The organism is Oharaeibacter diazotrophicus (genome assembly GCF_004362745.1).
Classification (GTDB): domain Bacteria; phylum Pseudomonadota; class Alphaproteobacteria; order Rhizobiales; family Pleomorphomonadaceae; genus Oharaeibacter; species Oharaeibacter diazotrophicus.
This window is the reverse complement of sequence record NZ_SNXY01000006.1, coordinates 68,900-94,358: the sequence shown is the minus strand read 5'-3', so window position 1 is coordinate 94,358 and position 25,459 is coordinate 68,900. Positions and strand designations below refer to the sequence as shown.

The following is a 25,459-nucleotide window of genomic DNA, read 5'->3' as shown; positions in this document are numbered from 1 at the left end:
CCGATCCATGTCGTCCATGGACATGCCCCGCCACGTGCCGCTCTTCCCCGCCCTCGACGGCCGCCTCTGGCGCACCATCCTCCTCGCCGGCCTCGCCGCCGACCTGCTCTGGGAGGGGTGGGCGCGCCTGATCACCCCGATGCTGGTCGGCGGGCCGCTGGAGCCGGCCGCGTTGGTGCAGTCGGTGTTCGGCTGGCAGAGCCGCTTCGCGGCCGAGGTCGTCCACGCCCTGGTCGGCGTGGTCGCCTATCCGATCGGCTATCTCTTTGTCGCCCGGCCGCTGCAGCGGCTGCTGCTCCCGACGCTGCCGTTGCTGCCGACCGGCCTCGGCTTCGGCATCGGCCTCTGGGTCTTCGCGCTCTACGTGATGGCCCACCTGATCGCCGGGCTGCCGCCCTTCCTCGGCTTCGTACCGCTCGCGTGGGCCTCGCTCGCCGGACACCTGATCTTCGGCGTCACCGTCGCGCTGGTCGTCGCATGGCGCGAGGCCGGCCGATGACCGCGGCCGATCCGGCGCGGACGCGGGTGGCGGACGTCGTCGCCCGTACGCTGGCGGCGCACGGCGTCCGCCACGTCTTCGGCATGCCCGGCGGCGAGGTGGTCGAAATCGTCGACGCGCTCGGGCGCGCCGGGATCGACTTCACGCTCGCCCGCCACGAGACCGCCGCCGCCGCGATGGCGGCGGGCGCCTGGGCTGCAACCGGGCGGCCCGCCCTCCTCGTCACCACGATCGGCCCGGGCCTCGCCAACGCCGTCGACGGCATCGCCGACGCCGCGCAGGAGCGCGTACCGCTGGTGGTGCTGTCGGGCGTCGTCGACCGCACCATCCGCGGCCGCTTCACCCATCAGGTGATCGACCATCGCGCACTGTTGGCCCCGCTCGTCAAGACGAGCGTCGAGATCGAGGCCGAGGGTGCCGGCGCCACCGTGGCGCGCGCCCTCGCCGCCGCGCTCGACGGACCGGCCGGTCCCGTCCACCTCGACCTCTCGCCGGGCGTCGCCGCGACCGTGGTCGACCGCCCCGCCGATACCGCCGCGCCCGGCCCGACCGCGGTACTCCACCTCTCGCCGCGGGCGGGCGACCCCGCCGTCGGCCGGATCGCCGACCGGATTGCGACCGCGCGCCGGCCGCTGATCGTCGCCGGCTTCGCCGCCGCGCTCGACCACGGCGGCGGCGCCGTCGCCACCCTCGCCGAGGCGATCGGGGCGGCGGTGGTCACCACCTACAAGGCCAAGGGCGCGATTCCGGAGGACCACCCGCTGGCGCTCGGCGCCGCCGGCCTGTCGCCGGCCGCCGACGCGATCCTGATGGAGGCGGTCCGCGCCGCCGACCTCGTCATCCTCATCGGCTACGACCCGATCGAGATGCGGGTCGGCTGGCTCGACGCCTTTGACCCCGCCCGCACCGTCGAAATCGCGCCGCACCGCTTCGACCACGGCATGCACCGCGCCGCGCTGCGCCTCGAGGCGCCGGTGGCCGCGACCGCCGCCGCGCTGGTCGCGACGATCGGGGGCCATCAGGGTTGGCCGCGCGGCGAGGTCGAGGCGCTCCGCGCCCGTCTCGCGGCCCGCTTCGCAGGCCCCGACCGGTTCGGGCCGCACGCCATCGTCGCGACGCTGCGCGCCCACGTCGGCGACGGCGACGTCGTCACCGTCGACAGCGGCGCGCACCGCATCCTGCTGTCGCAGCTCTGGACGGCACGGAGACCCGTGACGCTGCTGCAGTCGGCCGGCTTCTGCACCATGGCGACGGCGCTGCCGACCGCCATCGGCGCCAAGATCGCCGCGCCCGAGCGTCGGGTCGTGGCGGTGATGGGCGACGGTGGGCTCGAAATGGGCCTCGGCGAACTCGCCACCCTGCGCGACTGCGGCCTGCCGCTGACCGTGGTGGTGTTCCAGGACGAATCCCTCGCCCTGATCGCTCTGAAGCAGAAGGCCGCCGGCCTCGCCCGTGCCGGCGTCGACATCGGCCCGACCGACTTCGCCGCGCTCGCCCGCGCCTTCGGCGGCCACGGCGCCACCGTCACCGACGCCGCGGCGCTCGCCCGCGAACTCGACGACGCCAGGGTCCGCGACCGCTTCTCCCTCCTCGCCTGCCGGTTCGACGCCGATGAATACGACGGTGCGTTCTGATCTCGCCGCGGGCGCCGTCCCGCTGCCGCCCGTTCGGGCGGGCCGCGTGCGCGACCCGCGGCTCGACTTCTTCCGCGGCGTCGGGATGTACATCATCCTGGTCGCCCACATCCCGGAGAACCAGTGGACGCTGTGGATCCCGGCGCGCTTCGGCTTCTCCGACGCCACCGAGATCTTCGTGTTCCTGTCCGGCATCGCCTCGGCGATCGCCTTCGGCTCGACCTTCGACCGCGCCGGCTTCCGCCTCGGCGTCGCCCGGGTGGCGCAGCGGATCTGGCAGGTCTACTGGGCGCACGTCTGCGTCTTCGTCGCCGTGCTCGCCCTTCTAGGTGCCGCCGGCACGACGCCGAGCGGCCAGAGCTACGTGGCGACGCTGAACCTGCAGCGCTTCGCGGCCGACCCGGCCGGGCTCGCGGCGCGGTTCCTGACGCTGACCTACGTGCCGAACTACTTCGACATCCTGCCGATGTACCTCGTCATGCTGGCGATGATGCCGGCGATGCTGGCGCTGGAGCGGATCGATCCGCACGTGCCGCTGGCGGTGTCGTTCCAGCTCTGGCTGCTCGCCCAGTTCGGGCTGCTCGACCTGCCGGCCGAGCCGTGGTCGGACCGGCCCTGGTTCTTCGATCCGTTCGGCTGGCAGTTGCTGTTCTTCCTCGGCTTCTCGATTCGCCGCGGCCTGTTGCGGCCGCCGGCGCCGCGGCCGGCCCTGGTGGCGGCGGCGGTGGCGGTGGTGGTGCTGTCGGTGCCGTTCGCGTGGTACGCCGTGCTCCAGGCGTCGCCGACCTTCGCCGCCGCCGCCGCCGCGATCGAACCGCTGACCCGCAAGACCGACTTCGGCGCGCTGCGGCTCGTGCACTTCCTCGCCGTCGCCTGGCTCGCCTGGGCGCTGGTGCCGCCGACGAGCCGGCTGCTCGCCGGCCGGGGCGCCGGCGTGGTGCGGCGGGTGGGGCAGCAGTCGCTCGCCGTGTTCGTCGCCGGCATGGTGGTGGCACAGGCGCTCGGCATCCTGCTCGACCACCTCGGCCGCGGGCCGATCGCCACCGCCGCGGCCAATCTCCTCGGCTTCGCCGTGCTCACCGCCGTCGCCCACGTGGCCGGCTGGTTCAAGTCCGCACCCTGGAAAGGTTGACCGATGCCGCAGACGACCCGTCCGGACCGGATCCGTTCGACGATTGCTCTCCGCGTCGCCGGCGCGGCGTTCGCGGCATCGATGGCGCTGCTCGCGCCGAGCGTCGCCGCGGCGGACCTCGCCTGCGGCGGCGACGTGCCCTGCCGGCTGCCGCTCGGCGACTACCGGATCGCCCTGCCGGAGGGCGCCGCGCCGCGCGGGGCTCTGGTGTTCTTCCACGGCTACATGGCGTCGGCGCGGGAGGAGATGCGCAAGACGGCGCTGGTCAGGGTCGCGCTCGACCGCGGCCTCGCCTTCGTCGCGCCCGACGGACTCTACGGCACGTGGAGCCACGAGAACGCCCCCGGCCGCTACCGCGACGAGACCGCCTACGTGCGCCAGATCCTGGCCGACCTCGACGAACGCTTCGGCATCGGCCCGGACCGCACCATCGTCGGCGGCTTCTCCCAGGGCGCCTCGATGGCATGGTACACGGTCTGCCATTCCGGCGACCGGGTCGCCGGCGCCGTCACCTTCTCCGGCGTGTTCTGGAACCCGCTGCCGACGCCGGCCGACTGTGCCGCGACGCCACCGCCGATCGTCCACTTCCACGGCACGGCCGACCGCACCTTTCCGCTGGCGGGACGGGCGATCGGCAACCGCTGGCATCAGGGCGACGCCTTCGCCAGCCTCGCGATCGCGCGCGAGAAGGCCGGCTGCGCCGCCGAGCCGCCGCGGCGGGTCACCATCGCCGGCGTCGTCTGCGACGAAACGCCGGGCTGCGCCCGCGGTCCGATCGCCGTCTGCATCCACGACCGCGGCCACGAGGTCGATCCCGCGTGGCTTGCCGGCGGGCTCGACCGGCTGCTGGCGGAGATCGACGCCGCGAAGCCGCGGCCCTGAAGGCGAGACCGTCGGCGCCTTGGCTCGCGCCGGGGACGTACCGAGTGCGCAACGTTCCGCCCCATGGTCGGAACGTTGCGGGCGAGGAGCGTCCGACCGGACGCCGGCCGCATGGCCGAAACCCCGTGAGATCCCGACAAGTCGGGACGTCACGGGAGAGGTATCAGTCGTCGAGATAGTCGGCGCACTTCGGGGCGGGGGCGTCGCCCCAGGGCATGATCGGCACGGTGGAGGTGGAATTCTTCGGGCTGCCCTCGATCAGCTTGTCGGAATAGACCAGATAGACCAGCACGTTGCGCTTGACGTCGCAGCCACGGACGATCTGCATCTTCTTGAAGAACAGCGAACGGCGCTCGCGGTACATGTCCGATCCCTGCTCGAACTTGTCCTTGAAGGCGATCGGGCCGATCTGGCGGCAGGCGAGCGAGATGTCGGAGGTCTCCTCGGCGAGCCCGAGCATGCCCTCGACGCCGCCCTTCTCAGGCACGGTGAAATGGCAGGCAACGCCGTCGACCACGGGATCGTCGATCGCGTAGACGGCGAGCTTGTGGTCCGGCGTCAGCAGCTTCCACACGGTGGAGCGCTTGAAGATCAGGTCCGGATCCTCGGCGGCGGCCGCGCTCGCGGCCCCGAGCGCGAGGGCGAAGGCGGTGACGGCGGCACGGGCGAAGGATTTCAACTCTCGACCTCTCGGAACGGGCGGCGTCGCTGCCGCGAGGCTCACGTAGGCACGGCGGGTCCGATCGGAAAGGGGCGGCGCTCGCCGCACTCATACGGCATTTACCAGATGCCGTGATTCGACCGCGGCGCCGGCGTGGTGTAACTCGTCCTCGAGGGGGCGCGGTCAATGGTCGGCCCGGTCAGCCCCGTCCGTTCCCGTCGCGCCCGAGGCCCCCGTCCCATGCGTAGAGCCCTCCTCGTCGTCGCCCTCGTCGCACCGCTGTTCGCCGCGCCCGCCGCGGAGGCGGCCGGCCCGGCGGGCCTGTGCTCGGGCTTCGGCCGCGAACTCGGCCGGCTCGACGCCGGCGGCTACGGCGCCAAGCGCTACCGCGCCTCGGCGGCGCGCCAGCGCGAGGCGCTGGAACGGGCGATCGCCGAGTCCGAGCGCGCCGGCTGCGACTTCCAGTCCCGCGGCGGCTGCCTCGTGCTGCTCGACACCATTCTCAGGATGCGCGCCAACCTCGACTCGCTGGAAGCCATGGCCGCCCGCAGCGCCGGCGCGGCGAGCACACGGCGCAAGGAGATCCTGGCACAGATGCGCGCGGCCGCCTGCACGCCTCCCGCGACGACGCCGCGCCGCGCGAGCGTGAAGCCGGCGAGGCCCGCGCGGCCGTCGACCGTGATGGTGCGCACCGCCGTTCCGGGCGCGGTGCCGCTGCCCGACCGTCGCCCGCGCGTGATCCCGGCGGCGCTGTCGCCCGACGTCCTGCCGACGCCGCGGCCCGACGCGGCGACGGAGACACGGCCGGAGGACTGGCAGATCCCGGACGCCGACGCCTCGACGGTGCCCGCCCCGGCCGAGGACGGCGCCGACACCGCCGCCGCGCCGCTCGCCCCGCCGGCGACCGCGACGCCGTGAACGGCGCGCGGGACCGGTTCAGGTGCGGTCGCGGAAGCGGTTGGTGATCGGGTAGCGACGGTCGCGGCCGAAATTGCGGGTGGTGATCTTGACGCCCGGCGCCGCCTGCCGGCGCTTGTACTCGGCGATGTAGAGCAGGTGCTCGATCCGGCGCACGGTCGCGGGGTCGAAACCGCGCGCGACCACGTCGGCGAGCGGCATCTCGTGCTCGACGAGGCATTCGAGGATGCCGTCGAGCACGTCGTAGGGCGGCAGCGAGTCCTGGTCGGTCTGGTTTTCGCGCAGTTCCGCGGTCGGCGCCTTGGTGATGATCCGCTCCGGGATCACGACGCCGCCGGGGCCCTTAAGGTCGGCGAGGCGGTGGGCGTTGCGCCAGGCGGCGAGGCGGTAGACCTCGGTCTTGTAGATGTCCTTGATCGGATTGAAGCCGCCGTTCATGTCGCCGTAGAGCGTGGCGTAGCCGACCGACATCTCGGACTTGTTGCCGGTGGTCAGCACCATCGGCCCGAACTTGTTCGACACCGCCATCAGGATGGTGCCGCGGGCGCGCGACTGCAGGTTCTCCTCGGTGATGTCGGCCGCCCGGCCCTCGAACAGCGGCCCGAGCGCTTGCAGGAAGCCCTCGACCGGATCGGCGATCGGAACGACGTCGTAGGAGACGCCGAGGGCGGCGGCGCAGGCGGCGGCGTCCTCGAGGCTGTCCATCGAGGTGTAGCGGTAGGGCAGCATCAGGCAGCGCACCCGCTCGGCGCCGAGCGCGTCGACCGCCATGGCCGCGACCACCGCGCTGTCGATGCCGCCGGAGAGGCCGAGGACCACGCCGGGGAAGCGGTTCTTGTCGACGTAGTCGGCAAGGCCGAGCACGCAGGCGCGCCAGATCGCCTCCAGCGGCTCGGGCGCCGCCGCAACGGTTTCGGCGACGAGGTCCCAGGCACCGTCGGCGTGGCGCCGGCACTCGACGAGGCGGATCTCCTCGCGGAAGTCGGCCATGCGGAAGGCGAGCGAGCGGTCGGCCGAGAGCCCGAAGGAGGCGCCGTCGAATACGAGCTCGTCCTGGCCGCCGACCTGGTTGACGTAGACGAGCGGCAGGCCGCTCTCGACGACCCGGGCGACGGCGACCTGGAGCCGCTCGTCGTGGACGGTGCGGCGGTAGGGCGAGCCGTTGACCACCACCAGGATCTCGGTGCCGGTCTCGGACAGGCACTCGACGACGTCCGGGCCCCAGATATCCTCGCAGATCGGCAGGCCGAGGCGGACACCGCGGAACACCGCCGGGCCGGGCATCGGGCCGGGCGCGAAGACGCGCTTCTCGTCGAAGACGCCGTAGTTGGGCAGGTCGACCTTGAAGCGCACCGCCTCGACGCGGCCGGCGTCGAGCAGGACGACGGCGTTGTGCAGTCGGCCGCCCTCGGCCCAGGGCGTGCCGATCAGCACGCCCGGGCCGCCGTCGGCGGTGTCGGCGGCAAGCGCCTCGACGGCGGCACGGCAGGCCCGCTGCAGCGCCGGCTTGAGGACGAGGTCCTCCGGCAGGTAGCCGCAGACGAACAGCTCGGAGAAGACGACGAGATCGGCCCCGGCCGCCGCGGCCTCGGCGCGGGCGGCGCGGGCGCGGGCGAGGTTGCCGTCGACGTCGCCCATGACGGGATCGAGCTGCGCGAGGGCGAGCCGGAGGGTGTCGGCGATGGGAGCGGGTGCGGTCATGCCACCCGTTTAGACCGTCGCCGGACCGGCGGCAACGGTCGGCGCCTTCACAGGAACACGACGCCCGGATCGCCGCCGCCGGCCTTGCGGCGCCGGTCGGCGGTCGGCTGGGCGGGGGCACGGCCCGGCGCGCTGCGGCCCGGCACGAGGCGTCCGCCGACGCGGACGTATTCGATGCGGTTGGTGGAAAGCCGCTTCAGGCGCTCGTAGAGCACCCGCGGCGACAGCGGCTTGACGATGAAGTCGTTGGCGCCGAGCCGGGCGGCGGCGAGGACGTGGCGCTTGTCGGTGTGGGCGCTGACGAAGACCACGGCCATGGTGGCGACGCCGAGGTCGTGGTGGGTGCGGATGCGGTCGAGCAGCGTGCCGCCCTCCTGCCCCGAGAGGTTCCAGTCGACCAGGAGGACGTCGGGGGTCTGCTGGGTCGCGACCTGCCAGCCCTCCTCGACCGTGGCCGCCTCGACGACCTGCCGGACGCCGAGGCCGGTCAGCATGGTTCGGACGAGCCGGCGGAAATAGGCGTTGTCGTCGACCACCGCGACGCGGAGCTGGTCCAGCGCGACAAAGACGCTCGTCGTCATACCTCGACCTCGCTGTCGGGCGCCCGGCCTCGCCGTGCGAGCCGATCGCCGTCGCGCTGCGGAGCGCGATGGAGCCTCACCGTCCCCAGGTAGCAGAGTAGTCGGAAAGAATCACATAAAAGTCCAGATGACACATAAGGCGAATGATAATTGTCACCCGCATTTGTCGGCCGAAAATGGCGAGTTCCGTCCAAAATGACGGAGGCGCCCCCCTTTCGGGGGACGCCTCTCGCGGTCGACATCGGTGCGGCGGTCGCTGCCGCCGCCGGGATCACTCGCCGGCGATGGCGAAGCGGACCGGCTCGCGGCCGTCGCGCTCCTTCTTCAGGTTCTCGGCGACCAGGAAGGCCAGTTCGAGCGCCTGATCGGCGTTGAGCCGCGGGTCGCAGTGCGTGTGGTAGCGGTCCGACAGGTTCTCGGCCGAGATCGCCACGGCGCCGCCGGTGCACTCGGTGACGTCGCGCCCGGTCATCTCGACGTGGATGCCGCCGGCGTGGGTGCCCTCGGCGCGGTGAACCGCGAAGAAGGCCTCGACCTCGCGCAGGATGCGGTCGAACGGGCGGGTCTTGTACTCGTTCACGGTGATGGTGTTGCCGTGCATCGGGTCGCAGGACCACACCACCGACCGGCCCTCGCGCTTGACCGCGCGGACGAGACCCGGCAGGTGCTCGAACACCTTGTCGGCGCCGAAGCGGGCGATCAGCGTCAGCCGGCCCGGCTCGTTCTCCGGGTTGAGGAGATCGATCAGGCGGATCAGCTCGTCCGGCTGCAGCGACGGGCCGCACTTGAGGCCGATCGGGTTGTTGATGCCGCGGCAGTACTCGACGTGGGCGTGGTCCGGCTGGCGGGTGCGGTCGCCGATCCAGATCATGTGGCCCGACGTCGCGTACCAGTCGCCGGTGGTCGAATCGACCCGGGTCAGCGCCTGCTCGTAGCCGAGCAGCAGCGCCTCGTGGCTGGTGTAGAAGTCGGTCGTGCGCATGTCCGGCACGGTGTCCGGATGGATGCCGCAGGCGCGCATGAAGGCGAGCGACTCGGTGATCCGGTCGGCCAGCTGGGCATAGCGGTGGCTCTGCGGCGAGCCCTTGACGAAGCCGAGCATCCACTGGTGCACGTTGTCGAGGTTCGCGTAGCCGCCCTGGGCGAAGGCGCGCAGGAGGTTCAGCGTCGCCGCCGACTGCCGGTAGGCCATCTCCTGGCGCTGCGGATCGGGGATGCGCGACTCGGCGGTGAACTCGGTGCCGTTGACGATGTCGCCGCGGTAGGCCGGCAGCGTCACGCCGCCGACGGTCTCGGTCGGCTTGGAGCGCGGCTTGGCGAACTGGCCGGCGATGCGGCCGACCTTCACCACCGGCTGCGCCGCGGCGTAGGTCAGCACGACCGCCATCTGCAGGAAGACGCGGAAGAAGTCGCGGATGTTGTCCGCGCCGTGCTCGGCGAAGCTCTCGGCGCAGTCGCCGCCCTGGAGCAGAAACGCCTCGCCGGCCGCCACCTTGGCGAGCTGCTTCTTCAGCTTGCGCGCCTCGCCCGCGAAGACCAGCGGCGGATAGGTCGCCAGACGTCCTTCGACGGCGGCGAGTTCGGCCGGATCGGGATACTCGGGGACCTGCTGGACGGGCTTGGCTCTCCAGCTGTCGGGCTTCCAGGCGGTGGTCATGTTCCTGCTCTTTCGACGACTTGCGGCGCGTGAGGTTGTTCTTCCCCTTGCGATGCTCCCGATGGATCGGGTGCGCGGTTATACACGGCGCCCCCGTTCCGCGCCATACACGAGATCGCGCACGCGCCGTGCGCTGGCGCGGAAAAATGCGGCGGGCGGTCGCGGCTGCTCAGATCAGCGCCAGTTCGGCGAGGGCGCGGCGCATCTCCGGGTGCATGTCCTCGGCGCCGGTGATCCGGCGCAGGTCCGGCGGGACGTCCTTGTCGGCGAGGTAGCGCCAGCCCTGGAACGGGCGGTGTGCGCGCGGTTCGGTGCGCACCAGCTCGGGGTCGAGCACGATGTCGCAGCGTTCGATGCCGTCCGCACCCTTGGCCGGACGGATGTCGACGATGCGCTGGCGCACCTGCACCACGCCCTTGATCACCCAGTAGAGCGAGCCCTCGCCGACGATCTCGGCGGCGCGCTTCGGGTACATGCGGGTGGTATGGGTCTGCTCCGGCTCGAGGCCGGCGGCGGCGAGGTCGAGCAGGCGCAGCCGGATCCACTGGTCGAGGTCCTCGACACTCTCGGCGCCGACGCAGAGCTTGATGATGTGGAGCGGCATGGCGGCCCGGACCTTCGCGTGACGGGGACCCCGCATATGACCCCTCGCCGCGTCGTCGTCAAAGCACGCCGGCGCGATCGTCCACCGCGGCGTCGCTTCAGCGCCCGCGCAGGCGGCGCACGCCGTCGCGCAGCACAGGCCGGTCGCGCAGGAAGGCGCGCGCCTCGCGTCGGGCCGTCTCCAGCACCACCGGCACGACGCCGCCGGCGCCACCGGCGCGCAGCAGTTCGACGTGCTCGACGATCGTGCCGCCGAAGCGCTCCTTGTAGGCGTGCTCGCCCGGCCCGAGGTCGAAGCATGCGCCGCCGGCGCCCGCGTGATCGAGGAGCGCCTGGACGAAGGTGACGAGGCCGGGGGAGTAGGTCTTGGCCGCACGACTGGCGACATCGAAGGCCACCAGCGTGACGTTGAACCGGCCGCGGTGGGCGAAGCCCTGGAGCACGGCAAGGATCTCACCCTCGAAGTCGACCTCGTAGACGGGCGCGAATCCGGTCTCGACGCCGGTCCCGACCACCGCGCGGTAGAAGGTGCGCACCTCGGGTCGGGCGAAGGAACTGACCTCGCCCAGCGCCGCCGACCGGACCTCGCGTAGCGCGAACAACCGGTCGAGGGCCGCGAGGGCCTCGGCACGCGTGGTCAGGCAGCGGATCGTTCCGCCGCGGCGTTCGAGCCGGCGCAGGTTGGTGCGCATGTGCCTGACGACGCCGAGGTCGCGAACGTCCGCGGCACCGAGGTTGACGACGCGCGGCCCGGTTCCGACCGGACGCGCGCCGGCCAGGAGGGCGAAGGGATTGGGTTCGCCGTCGACCCGGTCCGGCATCTTGCGCAGGAACAGGGCGTCGTGCGGCGGCAGCGCCTTGCGGACGGCGGCCTCGATCGCCGCCGCGGCGGCGGGGTCGAGGTTCAGGCCGCGACGGAAGATCGGCGCGGCGTAGTCGGCATAGCCGAGGTCGGCGAACTCGACGACCCTGAGATCGCCGATCCGGCGGCGCACGAAGGCGGCGGCCAGCATCGGACCGTCGCCGTCGGCGACCTCGACGACGAAGGGTTCCGCCCCGAGGGCGGGAGCGAGGCGGCGCGTCAGCGGCTCGACGAAGGCGCGGGACTGGAAGGCGGTGGCGCAGCCGGCAGCTTCGAGTGCGGACCAGCGGTCCCACAGGGCGTCGTCGTCGAAGTCGGACGAGACGCACACGGAAAAGGTCGGCCGGTCGGAACGGAACCCGACGGCGCCTGCCGCCAGCAGCGCCCGCAGGAGGACCAGCTTGGTGATCACGGGGGCGCTCCGGCCGTGGTCGAAGACCCGTTATGGCCAGCGGGGATGAACGAGCCGTAAACGCGCCCGCCTGTCCGACCTCCCCGCTTCAGCGCCGATGCCGGACGCTCGGGCTGCGCATGGTGACGAGTTCCTCGGCGGCGGTCGGGTGGACCGCCATGGTGCGGTCGAAGTCGCGCTTGGTGGCGCCCATCACCATCGGGATGCCGAGCAGCTGGATCATCTCGCCGGCGCCGTCGCCGATCAGGTGGACGCCGAGCACGCGGTCGGAGGCGGCGTCGACCAGGATCTTCATGAACATGCGCTCGTCGCGGCCGGCGAGCACGTTGGCCATCGGGCGGAACTCGGCCTTGTAGACGTCGACCGCCGCATGGTGGCGCAGCGCCTGCTCCTCGGTGAGGCCGACGGTGCCGAGTTCGGGCGTCGAGAACACCGCGGTCGGGATCAGGCCGTGGTCGGCGATCACCTCGCGGCCGCCGAACACGGTGTCGGCGAAGGCGTGGCCCTCTCGGATCGCCACCGGCGTGAGGTTGACGCGGTTGGTGACGTCGCCGACGGCGTGGACCGACGGCACCGACGTGCCCGAGCGGGCGTCGACGCGGACGGCGCCGAGGGCGTCGAGTTCGACGCCGGCGGCCTCGAGGCCGAGGCCGGCGGTGTTGGGCACGCGGCCGGTGGCGTAGAGCGCGAGGCCGGCGTCGAGCGTGCCGCCGCCGGTGAGCGCGAGGCGCAGACCGTCGGCGGTCCTCTCGATCGCGGTCACCTCGGTGCGGGTCAGGATACGGACGCCACGCTTCTCCATGGCGGCGGCGAGGCGGCCGGCGAGCTCGACGTCGAAGCCGCGCAACACGTGGTCGCCGCGGTAGACCAGGGTGGTCTCGACGCCGAGCCCGGCGAAGATGCCGGCGAACTCGACGGCGATGTAGCCGCCGCCGACCACGACCGCGCGCTCGGGCAGCGCCGGCAGGTCGAACACCTCGTTGGAGGTGATCGCGTGCTCGATGCCGGGCACGCCGTCGGGCAGGAAGGGCCGGGCGCCGGTGGCGACGAGCACGTGGCGGGCGGAGACGGTGCGTCCGTCGGCCAACGCGACGGCATTCGGGCCGGCGAGGGTGGCGCGGGTGCGCAGGATCTCGACGCCGGCACGCTCGAGGTTGCCGCAATAGGCGCCCTCGAGGCGGTCGAGTTCGCGGTCCTTGGCGGCGATCAGGCGCGGCCAGTCGAATCGGGTGTCGCCGACGTCCCAGCCGAAGCCGGCGGCGTCCTCGAAGGCCGAGGCGAAGCGGGAGGCGTAGACCAGCAGCTTCTTCGGCACGCAGCCGCGGATGACACAGGTGCCGCCGACGCGGAACTCCTCGGCGGCCGCGACCTTCGCGCCGTAGCCGGCCGCGATGCGCGCGGCGCGCACGCCGCCCGAGCCGGCGCCGATGACGAAGAGGTCGTAGTCGAAGGATTCCATCTCGAAGGGCTCCGCGGTGAACCTGAGCCCGTTCTTAGCGCGAAACGGCGGCGGATGGACAACAGCTTCCGTTCACCGCCGATCACGCCCGCGCGAAACGCGAACGGCCGCCCGGAGGGGCGGCCGCGATGTCGTCGATGCCCGGCGACGGGCGTTCAGAACTGGTGGCCGCGCTTGATCAGCTCGTCGCGCGACTTGGTGACCAGCTCGGTCGAGATGGCGTCGCGCCAGATGCCGGCGGAGCGCATCGAGTCCTGAATCACCAGCGGCATGTTCTCGCCGAACTTCTTGCCGACCGGGGACTCGTAGAAGGCGGTGATCGCCTTGAGTTCCTCCTCGGTGAAGCGGGCGGCCCAGACCCGCTCCAGCTCGCGCTCCAGCTCGGGCCGGCGCGAAGCGAGCGACAGGGCGACGTCGTTGACGACCGAATCGATCTCCTGGACCAGCGCCGGGTTGGACCGCTGGAACAGCGCCTTGGCCTGGTCGGCCAGCACCGGCAGGATGGCGTCGAACTGCTCGGAGGCGTGGGCCGCCGCGATCGCCTCGCGCGCCGCCGCGATGTGCGAGGCGGCGTAGTCCTCGGCCGCCGCGGGGCCGGCGAGCAGGGCCAGGGTGATCAGCACACCGGCCGTGCGGCGGAGGCGGGACGAGGTCCGATACATCTGGGATCTCCGGAAAGAGGTCAGTTCGCGGGCTTGTCGAGGCGGCGGATGCCGTCGCGGCCGGCCACGATCACCGTGGAGGCGTAGCCGATGAACAATCCGTGTTCGACGACGCCCGGAATGCGCACCAGCGCGTCGGCGAGGGCTTGTGGGTCCGAAATCTGGCGAAATGATGCGTCGACGATGGCATTGCCCTGGTCGGTCGTGAAACGACCGCCGCCGGGCGCGGCGCGGAAGGTCAATGCCCCGGCGTGGCCGGTCCGGCGGGCCGCCTCGGCGATGGCGCGCAGGGTCGCGACCGCGCCGAAGCTCGTCACCTCGATCGGCAGCGGGAAGGCGCCGAGGCGCGCGACCGCCTTGCTCTCGTCGGTGATGACGACCATGCGGCGGCTGTCCGCCGCCACGATCTTCTCGCGCAGCAGCGCACCGCCGCCGCCCTTGATCAGGTTGAAGTCCGGGTCGAATTCGTCGGCGCCGTCGACGGTGAGGTCGAGGCCGGCGACCGCGTCGAGGCTGGTCAGCGGCACGCCGACTTCGCGGGCGAGCGTCGCGGTGGCCTCGGAGGTCGGCACGCCGACGACGTCGAGGCCGGCGGTGACCTTCTCGGCGAGCAGGCGCACGAACCAGGCCGCGGTGGAGCCGGTGCCGAGGCCGAGGCGCATGCCGGGCTCGACGAAGTCCAGCGCCGCGGCGGCGGCGGCCCTCTTCATGGCGTCGGCGGACATGGCGGCTCCGGTTCGCGGCGGTCGTGGCGTCGGCGGGTCATTATCACAGGGAATCCCGCGGTCAAGCGCGGCCGGTTCGGCCGGCCTTGCCCGGCGCCGCGAACGGCCCTATCCGGGGGACTTCCGCCCCGACCGCAGCCGCATCCCGGGGGCCGTGACCGGAGCCGCCATGACCGCCCCCCTCGTCGTGTTCGACCTCGACGGCACCCTGCTCGACACCGCGCCGGACCTTCTCGGCGCCCTCAACGTCGTGCTGGCCGAGGAGGGTCTGCCGGCGTTGGCGCGCGAGGCGGTGCGCTACAATTTCGGCCACGGCGCGCGGGCGCTGATCGTCGAGGGCCTGCGGATCTCCGGCCGGACCGTCGCGGTCGAGCGGCTGGAGGCGATGACGGCGCGCTTCCTCGCGGTCTACGCCGAACGGCCGGGCGCGCACACGACGCCCTATCCCGGGCTCCACGCCGCCCTCGACCGGCTCGCCGCCGCCGGCCACCGCTTCGCCGTCTGCACCAACAAGCGCGCGGCGCTCGCCGTACCGCTGCTCGCCGCCCTCGGCCTCGCCGACCGCTTCGACGCGGTGCTCGGCGGCGACAGCCTGCCGGTGCGCAAGCCGCACCCGGACCATCTCGTCGGCACCATCGCCGCCGCCGGCGGCGACCCGGCCCGATCGGTCATGATCGGCGACAGCGACGCCGACGTCGCCGCCGCGCGCGGCGCCGGCGTTCCGGTGATCGCGGTCTCGTTCGGCTACACCGAGGACGTCGCCGCCCTCGGCCCCGACGCGGTGATCGACCACTACGACCACCTCGACGCCGCCATCACCGCGGTGATGGGCGCGGTGACCGGGCGGTGAAGCGGGTGGCGGGACTTTCGCGGAGGCCCTAACCTCGCCCGACCCCGATGGCGGCCGCGCCCGCGCCGACGCCGCCGATCGCTCCTTTCCACGCGGAGTTCGCCCGATGACCGCCTTCGCCGTCCGCCTCGACGCCCTGCTCGCTGGCGCCCCTGCCCTGCTCGCCGATGGCAGGACGCCCTCGGCCATGGGCAAGACCCCGGTCGAGGGCGCCGCCGCCGAGGTCGGGCCGGAGGGCCTGACGATCGACGCCCAGGCCGACCGCTCCGTCCACGGCGGGCTGGACAAGGCGCTGCTTCACTACGCGCGCGACCACTACGCCACCTGGCTCGCCGAGGGCCACGGCGACCCGGACCGGCTGGCCGCCGCCGGCGCCTTCGGCGAGAACCTCTCCTCGACCGGCGTCACCGAGGCCGACGTCCACGTCGGCGACGTCGTGCGGATCGGCGCCGTGCTGCTCCAGGTCAGCCAGGGCCGCCAGCCCTGCTTCAAGCTCAACCTGTTCCACGGCCGCACCGACATGTCGCACGCCGTGCAGAAGACCGGACGGACCGGCTGGTACTACCGCGTGCTCGAGGGCGGCCGGATCGCCGTCGGCGACACCATCGCGCTCGTCGACCGGCCGCACCCCGACTGGTCGCTCTCGCGCGCCCAGGGCGTGCTCTGGAACCGCACGATCGACCGCCCCGCCCTCGCCGACCTCGCCGCCCTACCCGAACTCGCCGACAGCTGGAAGCGCACGTTGCTGCGCCGCCTCGACGCCGGCGCCGTCGAGGACTGGTCGAAGCGCCTCACGGGCAAGGCGCCGGACGTGGTGTGAGGCGGGAAGTCGCGAGGACGGCCTTCACCGTCGATTGCACGGGACCAACCGAAACAAGAGACTTTCCCGACATACGGGCACCGGGTATCGTGCATCGGCACGACGGCCGGGGGTGGCTTCATGGACGGTGCGGGCTGGTATTATCGTGACGGCGAGACGACCGTCGGCCCCGTCTCGCGGCAGCGGCTCGCGGAACTCGAAGCCGAGCGCACGATCCACGAATCCACACCCGTCCGACGAAGCGACGGCGAGACCTGGACCGCGCTCTCCGATGCCTTCGGCGCGTTGGCCGACGACGAACCGCCACCATTGCCGGACGGGCAACCGAATGCGGCGAGAACCCCGAACGAAGCGGCCGAGGCGCGAAGCGGTCAGCCCGCCGGGTCGGCGGGTCCGACCGTGGTCGACGGCTGGGCGCCCGAACCGGTGCGACCGCGGCGGCGCTTCGGCGCCCGCTTCATCGACACCACCGTGAACTTCTATCTCGCTTCGGCGCTGTTCGGCTACGTCGGATTCCTGCTGGCGCCGCAGTCGACGGAGCGCGCCCTGGCTTGGCTCTCCGCCCAATCGACGCTCTCCACGATTGTTCCGCGCCTTCTGGAGCCCGTCGGCGTCACCGTTCTGGTCGGCGCCCTGAACGGGCTGCTGATGGGTACGGCGGGCACGACGCTCGGCAAGTTCCTCTTCGGCGTGCGTGTCCTCGATCGCGATCTGCGCCCGCTCGGTGCGGTCGCGGCATGGCGGCGCGAACTCGACATCTGGGTCCGCGGCCTCGGATTCGGGATTCCCTTGGTCACGATCCTGCTCAACCTGATCGCGTGGAGGCGACTTGTGAAGGCGCGGACGACGGTGTGGGACGAGGGACGATTCGTCGTGCTCTATCGGCCGGCCGGCAAGGGCCGCATCCTGACGACGCTCGGGATCGTCATCTTTGCCGCGTCGTACTTCACCGCGCTGTACTTCAAACTTTCATGACCGACTGGCACGTGCACAGGGCGGACGGCGTCCGGGACAGGCTGACGGCGGAAGCCGTCCGGCGCGAGTTGGCCGCCGGAACGATCGGCGCCGACACGCTGCTGTGGACCAGGGGCATGCCGCAATGGCGCCCGGCCACGGAGGTCTTCGGCCGGGAGCCGAAGGGGCCACCCGACGCGAGGCTTCGGGTGCGGTCCTGGGTACCCTGGATGTTCGTGCCGGTACCGCTCGTCGCCTCCGTCCTGCTCCAGGTCCGTGCCGACGAGGCGCTGACGGCCCTGCGCGCGCACTTGACCTACGCGCTCGCCGTTCCCGCGATGGCGGTCGCGTCCGCGCTCGCCGCAGCGGCAGGCGTCGCCGTCCTTCCGTATCTCTGGCGCCGGCGCGCCGGAGGGCATGGTGCCGTCGTCGTCGTCGCCGGACTCTTCGCCGTGGTGGAACTTGCCCACGCCGCGACGTGGGTCCTGGCCGGCCGAGACTTCTACGCCGTCCGGGTCGCGATGGAAGCCGAGCCCGACGCAACCATCTTCACGCGCAAGGACGGGACGATCGTCGTGGACGGTCAGATCGGGCCGCACTTCGCCGCCGACCTAAGGGCGGCCGTCGAGCGCGCCACGCCGCCCGCCGCGATCGAACTGACCAGCCCGGGCGGGCTGCTCGAGCAGGCGCTGGACGCGGCCGCGTTCCTCGAGGCGAGCGGTGTCCCCGTGACCGTGCGCGACCATTGCCTGAGCGCCTGCGTGCTCCTCGCCGTCGGGGCACGCCGGACGCTCGCGGATCCGGACGCCGTGTTCGGGTTCCACCGCGGCTATTCCGCGGTCGAACTCTCCTCGGAGATCGCGGCGTACGTGGGGGCGGCGACCATCGAGCAGGCGACGGCCTACCTGCGCGGACACGGAGTACCGGACGATGTCCTGGCCGAGGCGGACGGCTTCGGGCCGGACGAGCTCTATTTCGTCACGGCCGAGGAGATGGTCGCCGCGGGAGCCATCACGGGTCTGTCGAGGGGCGAGTAGCGCGCCCGGCGGAGGCCGCACGGGCGGCCCTGCGATCGAAACTCCCGACCGCCTTGACTTGGATCCCGACCGCCTCTATACCGCGCCACGACCGGACGGTTGGGGCGGCTAGCTCAGCGGGAGAGCATTCGCTTCACACGCGAAGGGTCACAGGTTCGATCCCTGTGCCGCCCACCATCCCTCGGTCCCGCCTTCCGAGAACCCGGCCGCCGCGCCGGGTTTTTCGTTTTCCGGCTCACTGTCACGAACCGTCACGAAAGCCCCGTCCGCGGCAGCCTGCCGCAGTGCGGCGAAGGCCGTTTTCGCGCGCGCCGCCAAGGCGCGGGGCCGTCATCAAACTGTAATGGAAACGTCATCCAAGTGTCGGGCACGGGGCCTACCAACGGCCTTGCAAGAACGGGCCGGCGCCGCGGGCGCCCCTCGATGACGCCGTTCCAGACAGGGAGAGTCCCCTTGAAGCTCGCCACCACCAGCGCCCTGGCGCTCCTCGCCGCCCTCGCCGCCGGCTCCGCCGCCGAGGCCCGCGACCAGATCAAGATCGCCGGTTCGTCGACCGTGCTGCCCTACGCCACCATCGTCGCCGAGTCGTTCGGCGAGGCCAACCCGTCCTTCAAGACCCCGATCGTCGAGGGCGGCGGCTCGGGTGCCGGCCTCAAGGAATTCTGCAAGGGCGCCGGCGAGGACACCATCGACATCGCCAACGCCTCGCGCAAGATCAAGGACGAGGAAGTCGCCAACTGCAAGGCGAACGGCGTCTCCGAGATCCAGGAAGTGAAGTTCGGCTACGACGGCATCGTCTTCGCCTCGGACGCCAAGGGCCCCGACTTCGCCTTCACCCCGAAGGACGTCTTCCTCGCCCTCGCCGCCCAGGTCGTCGTCGACGGCAAGCTGGTCGACAACCCGAACACCAAGTGGTCGGACGTCAACGCCTCGTTCCCCGAGTGGGAGATCGCGGCCTACATCCCGGGTGAGAAGCACGGCACCCGCGAGGTCTTCGAGACCAAGGTCCTGCAGGCCGGCTGCAAGGCCACCGGCGCGCTCGACGCCTTCATCGCCTCGGGCCTGTCCAAGGACGACGCGGCCAAGGCCTGCGCCAAGGTCCGCAAGGACGGCAAGGCGGTCGACATCGACGGCGAGTACAACGAGACGCTGTCGCGCATCGACTCGAACAAGACCGGCATCGGCGTGTTCGGCCTCGCCTTCTACGAGAACAACAAGGACAAGCTGAAGGTCGCGACCTTCGAGGGCGTCGTCCCGACCACCGAGTCGATCGCCAAGGGCGAGTACCCGGTGTCGCGTCCGCTGTACTTCTACGTCAAGAAGGCGCACCTCGGCGTCATCCCCGGCCTCAAGGAATACGTCGAGTACTTCCTGGCCGACCAGATGATCGGCCCGCGTTCGCCGTCGGCCGCCAAGGGCCTCGTCCCGGCGCCGAAGACCGAGCGCAAGCAGTTCCTCGCCGACTTCCAGGCCGGCAAGACGCTCTGACGCCGTCGTCGCGGAGGCCGGTTCCGTCCGGGCTCCGCGATCCTCCGGCCGTCCGGTCGGTCCGCACCATCACCGCGCCCGGCGAGCCGGGCGCGGTTTTCACGAACTCGGGGGTTCCATGGGCTCGTTCTGGCTCCTCGTCGTCGTCGCGGCGCTCGCGGCGATCGGCCTCGTCGCCGGCCGCATCCGCGTCGGCACGCTCGCGAAATCCTCGGGTACGCCGCCCCATTCCAGGCCGGCCTACTACGGCAGCTATCTCGCGATCTGGACCGCGCTGCCCGCGGTCGTGCTGCTCGTGGTGCTGGCGATCGTCCGGCCGATCATCGTCGACACCGCCGTGCGCCAGCAGCTGCCGGAGGCCGCCACCGCCGACGGCGCCAACCTGTCGCTGACGATGGGCGTCATCGAGGAGGTGTCGCGCGGGCTGAAGGTGCTGAGCACCGAGGAGCTCGACAACCTCAAGCTCGGCCTCGTCGCCGCCCGGCCGCTGTTCGCCTCCAAGGGCATCGCGCTCGCCTCCGACGTGCCGCCCTACATGATCGCCGCGGCGCAGACGCGCAATTCGGTCGACGGCACGCTCGGCGTGATCCTCGAGACCGCCGTGATCGCGCTCGCCGGCTTCGGCTTCGTGTTCGCCTTCCTGAAGATCCGGCCGCGCCTGCGCGCCCGCGGATCGGTGGAGACGGTGATCCTCGGCGTGCTGATCGCCGCGTCCTCGGTGGCGATCCTGACGACGATCGGCATCGTCGCCTCGATGCTGTTCGAGGCGCTGCACTTCTTCAGCCAGGTCTCGCCGGCGAGCTTCTTCTTCGGCACCGTGTGGGATCCGCGCTTCGCCGCGGCCGGCTCCGGCGGCAGCCAGGGCCAGTTCGGCCTGCTGCCGCTCGCCTGGGGCACGCTCTACATCTCGGCGCTCGCTCTGCTGGTCGCGGTCCCGATCGGCCTGTTCGCCGCCATCTACATGGCCGAATACGCCTCCTCGACGGTGCGCAGCGTCGCCAAGCCGCTGCTCGAGATCCTCGCGGGCATCCCGACGATCGTCTACGGCTTCTTCGCCCTCGTCACCGTCGGCCCGGCGATCCGCGACTTCCTGGCGATCCCGCTCGGGCTCGGCCAGTCCGGCAACAACGTCGTCACCGCCGGCCTCGTGATGGGGATCATGATCATCCCCTACGTCTCCTCGCTGTCCGACGACATCATCACCGCCGTGCCGCGGGCGCTGCGCGACGGCTCGCTCGGCCTCGGCGCCACCAAGTCGGAGACGATCAAGCGCGTGGTGCTGCCGGCCGCCCTGCCGGGCATCGTCGGCGCCATCCTGCTGGCGGCTTCCCGCGCCATCGGCGAGACCATGATCGTGGTGCTGGCGGCGGGCGTGGCGGCGCGGATCAGCGCCAACCCGTTCGAGGAGATGACCACGATCACGGTCAAGATCGTGAACCAGCTGACCGGCGACCTCGAGTTCACCAGCCCGCAGACGCTGGTGGCCTTCGCCCTCGGCATCACGCTGTTCACCGTGACGCTCGGCCTCAACATCATCGCCCTCCACATCGTCCGCAAGTACCGGGAGCAGTACGAATGAGCGACGCGGCCCTCTCCCAGCCCGCGCCGGCGATGCGTTCGATCGCCGGCCGCGACATCGGCCTGAAGCGTCGCTACGCCGCCGAACGCCGGTTCCGCGCCTTCGGCATCGCGGCGATCACCATCGGCCTCGTGTTCCTGGTGGCGCTGTTCGCCTCGATCGTCTCGAAGGGCTACACCGCCTTCCAGCAGACCCGGATCACGCTGACGGTCGACTTCGACCCGGCGATCATCGCCCCGAACGGGGATCGGACGGCCGCGGGCATCATGTCGGGCGACGCCTTCCGCTTCGACACGCTGATGCAGAACGCGGTGATCACGACGCTCTCGCTCGACCCGGACGACGAGGATGGCCTCTACGACGCCCTCGACCTGTTCTCCAAGGGCTCGGTGCCGCTGCTGCGCCGGACCATCGCGGAGGACCCGTCGCTGATCGGCCAGAAACGCGACGTCGAGTTCTACGCCGACGGCAACATCGACGCCTTCGTGAAGGGCGCGATCAGCGCCGACGTCCCCGAGGAGCAGCGCGTCGTCAAGGACGCCCAGATCAAGGTGCTCCAGGAACTCCAGGCCGACGGCCACGTCCACAAGGCCTTCAACACCGGCCTGTTCACTTTCGGCAACTCGACCCGTCCCGAGGTCGCCGGTGTCGGCGTCGCCATCGTCGGCTCGTTCTGGATGATGCTGGTGGTGCTGGTGCTGTCGCTGCCGATCGGCGTCGCCGCCTCGATCTACCTCGAGGAATTCGCGCCGAAGAACCGGCTGACCGACCTGATCGAGGTCAACATCAACAACCTCGCGGCGGTGCCCTCGATCGTCTACGGCATCCTCGGCCTGTCGGTGTTCATCAACTTCGCCCACCTGCCCCGCTCGGCGGCGCTGGTCGGCGGCTTGGTGCTGACGCTGTCGACCCTGCCGACGATCATCATCGCCACCCGCGCCGCGCTGAAGGCGGTGCCGCCGTCGATCCGCGAGGCCGGTCTCGGCGTCGGCGCCTCGAAGATGCAGACCATCTTCCACCACGTGCTGCCGCTCGCCATGCCGGGCATCCTGACCGGCACCATCATCGGCCTCGCGCACGCCCTCGGCGAGACGGCGCCGCTGCTGATGATCGGCATGAAGGCCTTCGTGGCCGACGTCCCGACCTCGCCGCTCGAGCCGGCGACCGCGCTGCCGACCCAGATCTACATGTGGGCGACCGAGCCCGAGCGCGCCTTCGTGGAGCGCACCTCGGCCGCCATCATGATCCTGCTCGCCTTCCTGTTCGTCATGAACGCCGCCGCCGTGGTCCTGCGCCGCGCCTTCGAGCGCCGCTGGTGACCCGCCGCCCCCCCGTATCGTCCGGAGGATTTCCGATGACCGCCGTCCTCGCCGAAGCGCCCAAGCACCAGACCATCCGCACGCCCGACGCCGTGGCGCGTCCGGTCAAGGTCAAGGCTGACACCGTCAAGGTCTTCTACGGCCAGAAGCAGGCGCTGCACGGCGTCTCGATCGACATACCCGAGCGCGCGGTCACCGCGTTCATCGGCCCGTCGGGCTGCGGCAAGTCGACCTTCCTGCGCTGCATCAACCGGATGAACGACACCATCGCCGGATGCCGCGTCGAGGGCCGGATCGCCATCGACAACAAGGACATCTACGACCCGGATCTCGACGTGGTCGAGCTGCGCGCCCGCGTCGGCATGGTGTTCCAGAAGCCGAACCCGTTCCCGAAGTCGATCTTCGAGAACGTCGCCTACGGCCCGAAGATCCACGGTCTCGCCCGCTCCAAGGCGGACCTCGAGGAGATCGTGGTGACCTCGCTGAAGAAGGCCTCGCTGTTCAACGAGGTCAAGGACCGCCTGCACGAGCCGGGCACCGGCCTCTCCGGCGGTCAGCAGCAGCGCCTCTGCATCGCCCGCGCCATCGCGGTGTCGCCCGAGGTGATCCTGATGGACGAGCCGTGCTCGGCGCTCGACCCGATCGCGACCGCCAAGGTCGAGGAACTGATCGACGAGCTGCGCACCAACTTCACGATCATCATCGTGACCCACTCGATGCAGCAGGCGGCCCGCGTGTCGCAGCGCACCGCCTTCTTCCACCTCGGCGTGCTCGTCGAGGAGGGTCCGACCGATCACATCTTCACCAACCCGATCGAGAAGCGGACCCAGGACTACATCACCGGCCGCTTCGGCTGAGCCGCGCCGCAACGCCAGGCACGCTTCGGGAGGGTTCCATGGAGCACACCGTCACCGCCTTCGACCAGGAATTGCGCGATCTCGCCGGCCACGTCGCCGAGATGGGCGGCATCGCCGAGCGGCTGGTCGCCGATTCCGTCGCCGCCCTCGCCCGGCTGGACCAGTTCCAGGCCCAGCGCGTCGTCGACGCCGACCGCCGCCTCGACGAACTTCAGCGCCGCATCGAGGAGGAGGCCGTCCTCCTGATCGCGCGCCGCCAGCCGATGGCCTCGGACCTGCGCGAGATCGTCGCCGCCCTGCGCATCTCGATCGACCTCGAACGCGTCGGCGACCTCGCCAAGAACATCGCCAAGCGCGTCGCCGCCATCAACGGCGCCGGCCTGCACAAGAGCCTGTGGGTCGGTGTCGAGCACCTCTCCGACATCGTGCTCGAGCAGATGAAGGCCGTGCTCGACGCCTTCACCCAGCGCGACGACGCCGCCGCCCGCGCGGTGCGCCTGCGCGACACCGAGATCGACGCGCTCTACACCTCGATCTTCCGCGAGCTCCTGACCTACATGATGGAGGATCCGCGCAACATCTCGCAGTGCGCCCATCTGCTGTTCTGTGCCAAGAACCTGGAGCGCATCGGCGACCACGCCACCAACATCGCCGAAACCGTGCACTATGCGCTGACCGGCGCGCCCTACGGCGAGGAACGCCCGAAGGCCGACCTCAGCGCCATCGAAACCGTGACGCCGGCCTGAGCCGGCGCGGGGCGATCCATGACCAAGGTCCTGATCATCGAGGACGAGGAGCCGGTCAGCCTGCTCCTGCGCTACAATCTCGAGGCCGAGGGCTTCGAGGTCGAGCAGAGCTTCCGCGGCGACGAAGCCGAGATCCGGTTGCGCGAGATCGTGCCGGACATCGTCATCCTCGACTGGATGCTGCCCGGCCTCTCGGGCATCGAGCTGTGCCGGCGGCTGCGCCAGCGCCCGGAGACCCAGCGCACGCCGGTCATCATGCTGACCGCGCGCGGCGAGGAATCCGAGCGCGTGCGCGGCCTCGCGACCGGCGCCGACGACTACATCGTCAAGCCCTTCTCGGTGCCCGAGCTGGTGGCGCGCGTGAAGGCGCTCCTGCGCCGGGCCAAGCCCGAGACGCTGACGTCGGTGCTGGTCTCCGGCGACATCGAACTCGACCGCGAGACCCGCCGGGTCCGCCGCAGCAGCCGCGAGATCCATCTCGGCCCGACCGAGTTCAAGCTGCTGGAATTCCTGATGCGGGCGCCCGGCCGGGTCTTCACCCGCGAACAGCTGCTCGACGGCGTCTGGGGCCACGACGTCTACGTCGACGAGCGCACCGTCGACGTCCACATCGGCCGGCTGCGCAAGTCGATAAACCGCGGCACCTCGAAGGACCCGATCCGCACCGTCCGCGGCGCCGGTTACTCCTTCAACGAGCAGTTCGCCAAGCAGCGCTGAGGGCGGCCGTCGGGCCGCCGGCACCTTGGCGAGTTCGTGGTGGACCGGCAGGCCGCGGGCGCCCCACCGGTCAGCCCGCGTGCGGGAAGATCGCCAGCGCGGCGTGCTGCAGCAGCATGATCGTCTTGGCGTCGGCGATGCGGCCGTCGGCGACCATCGCCATCGCCTCGTCGAAGCCGACTTCCATCATCTCGATGTCCTCGCCCTCCGCGGCGACGCCGCCGCCGTCCGAGACCCGGTCGGCCGGCTCGTAGGGCGCGACGAAGAAGTGCAGCCGCTCGGTCACCGACCCGGGACTCGTGAAGGCCTCGTAGACCTTCACCGGCGCCCGCACCCGGAAGCCGGTCTCCTCCTCGGCCTCGGCGCGGATGCGCTCCTCCGGCGAAGCGGCGTCGAGCAGGCCGGCCGGCGCCTCGATCAGGAGGTCGTCCCAGCCGTTGACGAAGGCCGGGTAGCGGAACTGCCGGGTCAGCACCACGGTGCGGCGGTCGAGGTCGTAGAGCAGGATGACCGCGCCGTTGCCGCGGTCGTAGGTCTCGCGCGACTGACGCTGCCAGACGCCGTCGGCGCGGCGGAAGTCGAAGACGGTCTTCCGGAGGACGTACCAGTCGTCGGAGAGCACCCGGACGTCGTGAACCCGGACCCGGTCGGCCACCGTCATCGCACACCTCACACTTCATGAAATCGCACGAACGAGAACGAAA

General features: G+C 71.4%; 24 protein-coding genes, 1 tRNA gene and 2 pseudogenes. 17 read left to right on the top strand and 10 right to left on the bottom strand.

Annotation, left to right across the window (positions count from 1 at the left end; translation table 11 throughout):
- Nucleotides 1–7: 7 nt before the first annotated feature.
- The 4 genes from EDD54_RS00630 to EDD54_RS00615 are packed head-to-tail and all read left to right on the top strand — an operon-like array spanning nt 8 to nt 4,147.
- Nucleotides 8–499 (top strand): hypothetical protein, encoded by a 492-nt coding sequence (locus EDD54_RS00630; RefSeq protein ID WP_126537540.1) that lies wholly within the window; start codon nt 8–10, stop codon nt 497–499.
- Complete coding sequence (locus EDD54_RS00625; RefSeq protein ID WP_126537542.1) at nt 496–2,133, top strand: thiamine pyrophosphate-binding protein; 1,638 nt, start codon at nt 496–498, stop codon at nt 2,131–2,133. The genes EDD54_RS00630 and EDD54_RS00625 overlap by 4 nt, the downstream gene beginning before the upstream one ends.
- Nucleotides 2,123–3,265 carry an OpgC family protein gene (locus tag EDD54_RS00620; RefSeq protein WP_245515604.1) on the top strand — a complete coding sequence of 381 codons (1,143 nt, stop codon included), beginning with the start codon at nt 2,123–2,125 and terminating at the stop codon, nt 3,263–3,265. Before EDD54_RS00625 ends, EDD54_RS00620 begins: the two co-directional genes overlap by 11 nt.
- A gap of 3 nt (nt 3,266–3,268) precedes the next feature.
- Nucleotides 3,269–4,147, top strand: a complete 879-nt coding sequence (locus EDD54_RS00615) for a CE1 family esterase (RefSeq protein WP_126537546.1) — start codon at nt 3,269–3,271, stop codon at nt 4,145–4,147.
- A gap of 163 nt (nt 4,148–4,310) precedes the next feature.
- Here the strand turns inward: EDD54_RS00615 and EDD54_RS00610 are convergent, their stop codons facing one another.
- Nucleotides 4,311–4,826, bottom strand: a complete 516-nt coding sequence (locus EDD54_RS00610) for a CreA family protein (RefSeq protein WP_126537548.1) — start codon at nt 4,824–4,826, stop codon at nt 4,311–4,313.
- A 222-nt stretch (nt 4,827–5,048) separates the two neighbouring features.
- Between EDD54_RS00610 and EDD54_RS00605 the strand changes: the two genes are divergently transcribed.
- Nucleotides 5,049–5,726, top strand: a complete 678-nt coding sequence (locus tag EDD54_RS00605; RefSeq protein WP_126537550.1) for a hypothetical protein — start codon at nt 5,049–5,051, stop codon at nt 5,724–5,726.
- Nucleotides 5,727–5,744: 18 nt separating this feature from the next.
- On the opposite strand, the gene EDD54_RS00600 is transcribed toward EDD54_RS00605, so the two are convergent.
- The 8 genes from EDD54_RS00600 to rpiA all read right to left on the bottom strand — a co-directional run bounded on the left by EDD54_RS00600 (nt 5,745) and on the right by rpiA (nt 14,388).
- On the bottom strand, nt 5,745–7,427 hold the full coding sequence (locus tag EDD54_RS00600; RefSeq protein ID WP_126537552.1) for an NAD+ synthase: 1,683 nt from the start codon (nt 7,425–7,427) through the stop codon (nt 5,745–5,747).
- A gap of 47 nt (nt 7,428–7,474) precedes the next feature.
- Nucleotides 7,475–8,008: a response regulator gene (locus EDD54_RS00595; RefSeq protein WP_126537554.1), complete on the bottom strand. Its 534-nt coding sequence runs from the start codon at nt 8,006–8,008 to the stop codon at nt 7,475–7,477.
- Between the two features lie 271 nt (nt 8,009–8,279).
- On the bottom strand, nt 8,280–9,665 hold the full coding sequence (locus tag EDD54_RS00590) for a class II 3-deoxy-7-phosphoheptulonate synthase (RefSeq protein WP_126537556.1): 1,386 nt from the start codon (nt 9,663–9,665) through the stop codon (nt 8,280–8,282).
- Nucleotides 9,666–9,834: 169 nt separating this feature from the next.
- Nucleotides 9,835–10,269, bottom strand: a complete 435-nt coding sequence (locus tag EDD54_RS00585) for a DUF1489 family protein (RefSeq protein ID WP_126537558.1) — start codon at nt 10,267–10,269, stop codon at nt 9,835–9,837.
- A 97-nt stretch (nt 10,270–10,366) separates the two neighbouring features.
- Nucleotides 10,367–11,542 carry a GNAT family N-acetyltransferase gene (locus EDD54_RS00580; RefSeq protein ID WP_126537560.1) on the bottom strand — a complete coding sequence of 392 codons (1,176 nt, stop codon included), beginning with the start codon at nt 11,540–11,542 and terminating at the stop codon, nt 10,367–10,369.
- An 88-nt stretch (nt 11,543–11,630) separates the two neighbouring features.
- A complete protein-coding gene (gene gor, locus EDD54_RS00575) occupies nt 11,631–13,001 on the bottom strand; it encodes a glutathione-disulfide reductase (RefSeq protein ID WP_126537562.1) in 1,371 nt (456 codons plus the stop codon).
- Nucleotides 13,002–13,156: 155 nt separating this feature from the next.
- Nucleotides 13,157–13,663 (bottom strand): DUF2059 domain-containing protein, encoded by a 507-nt coding sequence (locus EDD54_RS00570; RefSeq protein ID WP_126537564.1) that lies wholly within the window; start codon nt 13,661–13,663, stop codon nt 13,157–13,159.
- Between the two features lie 20 nt (nt 13,664–13,683).
- On the bottom strand, nt 13,684–14,388 hold the full coding sequence (gene rpiA / locus EDD54_RS00565; protein ID WP_126537566.1) for a ribose-5-phosphate isomerase RpiA: 705 nt from the start codon (nt 14,386–14,388) through the stop codon (nt 13,684–13,686).
- 169 nt (nt 14,389–14,557) lie between these two features.
- Between rpiA and gph the strand changes: the two genes are divergently transcribed.
- The 12 genes and pseudogenes from gph to phoB all read left to right on the top strand — a co-directional run bounded on the left by gph (nt 14,558) and on the right by phoB (nt 24,755).
- Entirely contained in the window at nt 14,558–15,238 is a 681-nt protein-coding gene (gph, locus tag EDD54_RS00560) for a phosphoglycolate phosphatase (protein WP_126537568.1), read from the top strand.
- A 106-nt stretch (nt 15,239–15,344) separates the two neighbouring features.
- Nucleotides 15,345–16,058 (top strand): MOSC domain-containing protein, encoded by a 714-nt coding sequence (locus EDD54_RS00555; protein ID WP_126537570.1) that lies wholly within the window; start codon nt 15,345–15,347, stop codon nt 16,056–16,058.
- A 120-nt stretch (nt 16,059–16,178) separates the two neighbouring features.
- Nucleotides 16,179–17,033, top strand: coding sequence for an RDD family protein (locus EDD54_RS00550; protein ID WP_126537572.1), 855 nt, complete (start codon nt 16,179–16,181; stop codon nt 17,031–17,033).
- Nucleotides 17,030–18,049: a GYF domain-containing protein gene (locus EDD54_RS00545; RefSeq protein WP_126537574.1), complete on the top strand. Its 1,020-nt coding sequence runs from the start codon at nt 17,030–17,032 to the stop codon at nt 18,047–18,049. Before EDD54_RS00550 ends, EDD54_RS00545 begins: the two co-directional genes overlap by 4 nt.
- A 102-nt stretch (nt 18,050–18,151) precedes the next feature.
- Nucleotides 18,152–18,226 (top strand) — tRNA-Val (locus EDD54_RS00540).
- Nucleotides 18,227–18,502: 276 nt separating this feature from the next.
- Nucleotides 18,503–19,537: a substrate-binding domain-containing protein gene (locus tag EDD54_RS00535; RefSeq protein WP_425374976.1), complete on the top strand. Its 1,035-nt coding sequence runs from the start codon at nt 18,503–18,505 to the stop codon at nt 19,535–19,537.
- Nucleotides 19,538–19,655: 118 nt separating this feature from the next.
- Nucleotides 19,656–21,116 (top strand): phosphate ABC transporter permease subunit PstC, encoded by a 1,461-nt coding sequence (gene pstC / locus EDD54_RS00530; protein WP_126537578.1) that lies wholly within the window; start codon nt 19,656–19,658, stop codon nt 21,114–21,116.
- Nucleotides 21,113–21,574 (top strand): annotated as a pseudogene (locus EDD54_RS23760) (DUF3333 domain-containing protein); the annotation flags it as partial. The gene pstC and the pseudogene EDD54_RS23760, both read left to right, overlap by 4 nt.
- Nucleotides 21,572–22,435: pseudogene (gene pstA, locus EDD54_RS00525) on the top strand (phosphate ABC transporter permease PstA); the annotation flags it as partial. The pseudogenes EDD54_RS23760 and pstA, both read left to right, overlap by 3 nt.
- Nucleotides 22,436–22,470: 35 nt before the next feature.
- Nucleotides 22,471–23,292, top strand: coding sequence for a phosphate ABC transporter ATP-binding protein PstB (gene pstB / locus EDD54_RS00520; protein ID WP_126537582.1), 822 nt, complete (start codon nt 22,471–22,473; stop codon nt 23,290–23,292).
- A 38-nt stretch (nt 23,293–23,330) separates the two neighbouring features.
- Nucleotides 23,331–24,038: a phosphate signaling complex protein PhoU gene (gene phoU / locus EDD54_RS00515; RefSeq protein ID WP_126537584.1), complete on the top strand. Its 708-nt coding sequence runs from the start codon at nt 23,331–23,333 to the stop codon at nt 24,036–24,038.
- 18 nt (nt 24,039–24,056) lie between these two features.
- On the top strand, nt 24,057–24,755 hold the full coding sequence (gene phoB / locus EDD54_RS00510; RefSeq protein WP_126537586.1) for a phosphate regulon transcriptional regulator PhoB: 699 nt from the start codon (nt 24,057–24,059) through the stop codon (nt 24,753–24,755).
- A gap of 70 nt (nt 24,756–24,825) precedes the next feature.
- Here the strand turns inward: phoB and EDD54_RS00505 are convergent, their stop codons facing one another.
- Nucleotides 24,826–25,416, bottom strand: coding sequence for an NUDIX domain-containing protein (locus EDD54_RS00505; protein WP_126537588.1), 591 nt, complete (start codon nt 25,414–25,416; stop codon nt 24,826–24,828).
- Nucleotides 25,417–25,459: the final 43 nt, after the last annotated feature.

What these genes read in the sequence shown, in the direction of transcription:
- EDD54_RS00605 (WP_126537550.1), top strand. Translation starts at nt 5,049, where the DNA reads ATGCGTAGAGCCCTCCTCGTCGTCGCCCTCGTCGCACCGCTGTTCGCC.
- gor (WP_126537562.1), bottom strand. Translation starts at nt 13,001, where the DNA reads ATGGAATCCTTCGACTACGACCTCTTCGTCATCGGCGCCGGCTCGGGC.
- EDD54_RS00505 (WP_126537588.1), bottom strand. Translation starts at nt 25,416, where the DNA reads ATGACGGTGGCCGACCGGGTCCGGGTTCACGACGTCCGGGTGCTCTCC.
- EDD54_RS00630 (WP_126537540.1), top strand. Translation starts at nt 8, where the DNA reads ATGTCGTCCATGGACATGCCCCGCCACGTGCCGCTCTTCCCCGCCCTC.
- EDD54_RS00545 (WP_126537574.1), top strand. Translation starts at nt 17,030, where the DNA reads ATGACCGACTGGCACGTGCACAGGGCGGACGGCGTCCGGGACAGGCTG.
- phoU (WP_126537584.1), top strand. Translation starts at nt 23,331, where the DNA reads ATGGAGCACACCGTCACCGCCTTCGACCAGGAATTGCGCGATCTCGCC.
- EDD54_RS00615 (WP_126537546.1), top strand. Translation starts at nt 3,269, where the DNA reads ATGCCGCAGACGACCCGTCCGGACCGGATCCGTTCGACGATTGCTCTC.
- rpiA (WP_126537566.1), bottom strand. Translation starts at nt 14,388, where the DNA reads ATGTCCGCCGACGCCATGAAGAGGGCCGCCGCCGCCGCGGCGCTGGAC.
- EDD54_RS00550 (WP_126537572.1), top strand. Translation starts at nt 16,179, where the DNA reads ATGGACGGTGCGGGCTGGTATTATCGTGACGGCGAGACGACCGTCGGC.
- EDD54_RS00590 (WP_126537556.1), bottom strand. Translation starts at nt 9,665, where the DNA reads ATGACCACCGCCTGGAAGCCCGACAGCTGGAGAGCCAAGCCCGTCCAG.
- pstB (WP_126537582.1), top strand. Translation starts at nt 22,471, where the DNA reads ATGACCGCCGTCCTCGCCGAAGCGCCCAAGCACCAGACCATCCGCACG.
- gph (WP_126537568.1), top strand. Translation starts at nt 14,558, where the DNA reads ATGACCGCCCCCCTCGTCGTGTTCGACCTCGACGGCACCCTGCTCGAC.
- EDD54_RS00570 (WP_126537564.1), bottom strand. Translation starts at nt 13,663, where the DNA reads ATGTATCGGACCTCGTCCCGCCTCCGCCGCACGGCCGGTGTGCTGATC.
- EDD54_RS00595 (WP_126537554.1), bottom strand. Translation starts at nt 8,008, where the DNA reads ATGACGACGAGCGTCTTTGTCGCGCTGGACCAGCTCCGCGTCGCGGTG.
- EDD54_RS00600 (WP_126537552.1), bottom strand. Translation starts at nt 7,427, where the DNA reads ATGACCGCACCCGCTCCCATCGCCGACACCCTCCGGCTCGCCCTCGCG.
- pstC (WP_126537578.1), top strand. Translation starts at nt 19,656, where the DNA reads ATGGGCTCGTTCTGGCTCCTCGTCGTCGTCGCGGCGCTCGCGGCGATC.
- EDD54_RS00555 (WP_126537570.1), top strand. Translation starts at nt 15,345, where the DNA reads ATGACCGCCTTCGCCGTCCGCCTCGACGCCCTGCTCGCTGGCGCCCCT.
- phoB (WP_126537586.1), top strand. Translation starts at nt 24,057, where the DNA reads ATGACCAAGGTCCTGATCATCGAGGACGAGGAGCCGGTCAGCCTGCTC.
- EDD54_RS00625 (WP_126537542.1), top strand. Translation starts at nt 496, where the DNA reads ATGACCGCGGCCGATCCGGCGCGGACGCGGGTGGCGGACGTCGTCGCC.
- EDD54_RS00585 (WP_126537558.1), bottom strand. Translation starts at nt 10,269, where the DNA reads ATGCCGCTCCACATCATCAAGCTCTGCGTCGGCGCCGAGAGTGTCGAG.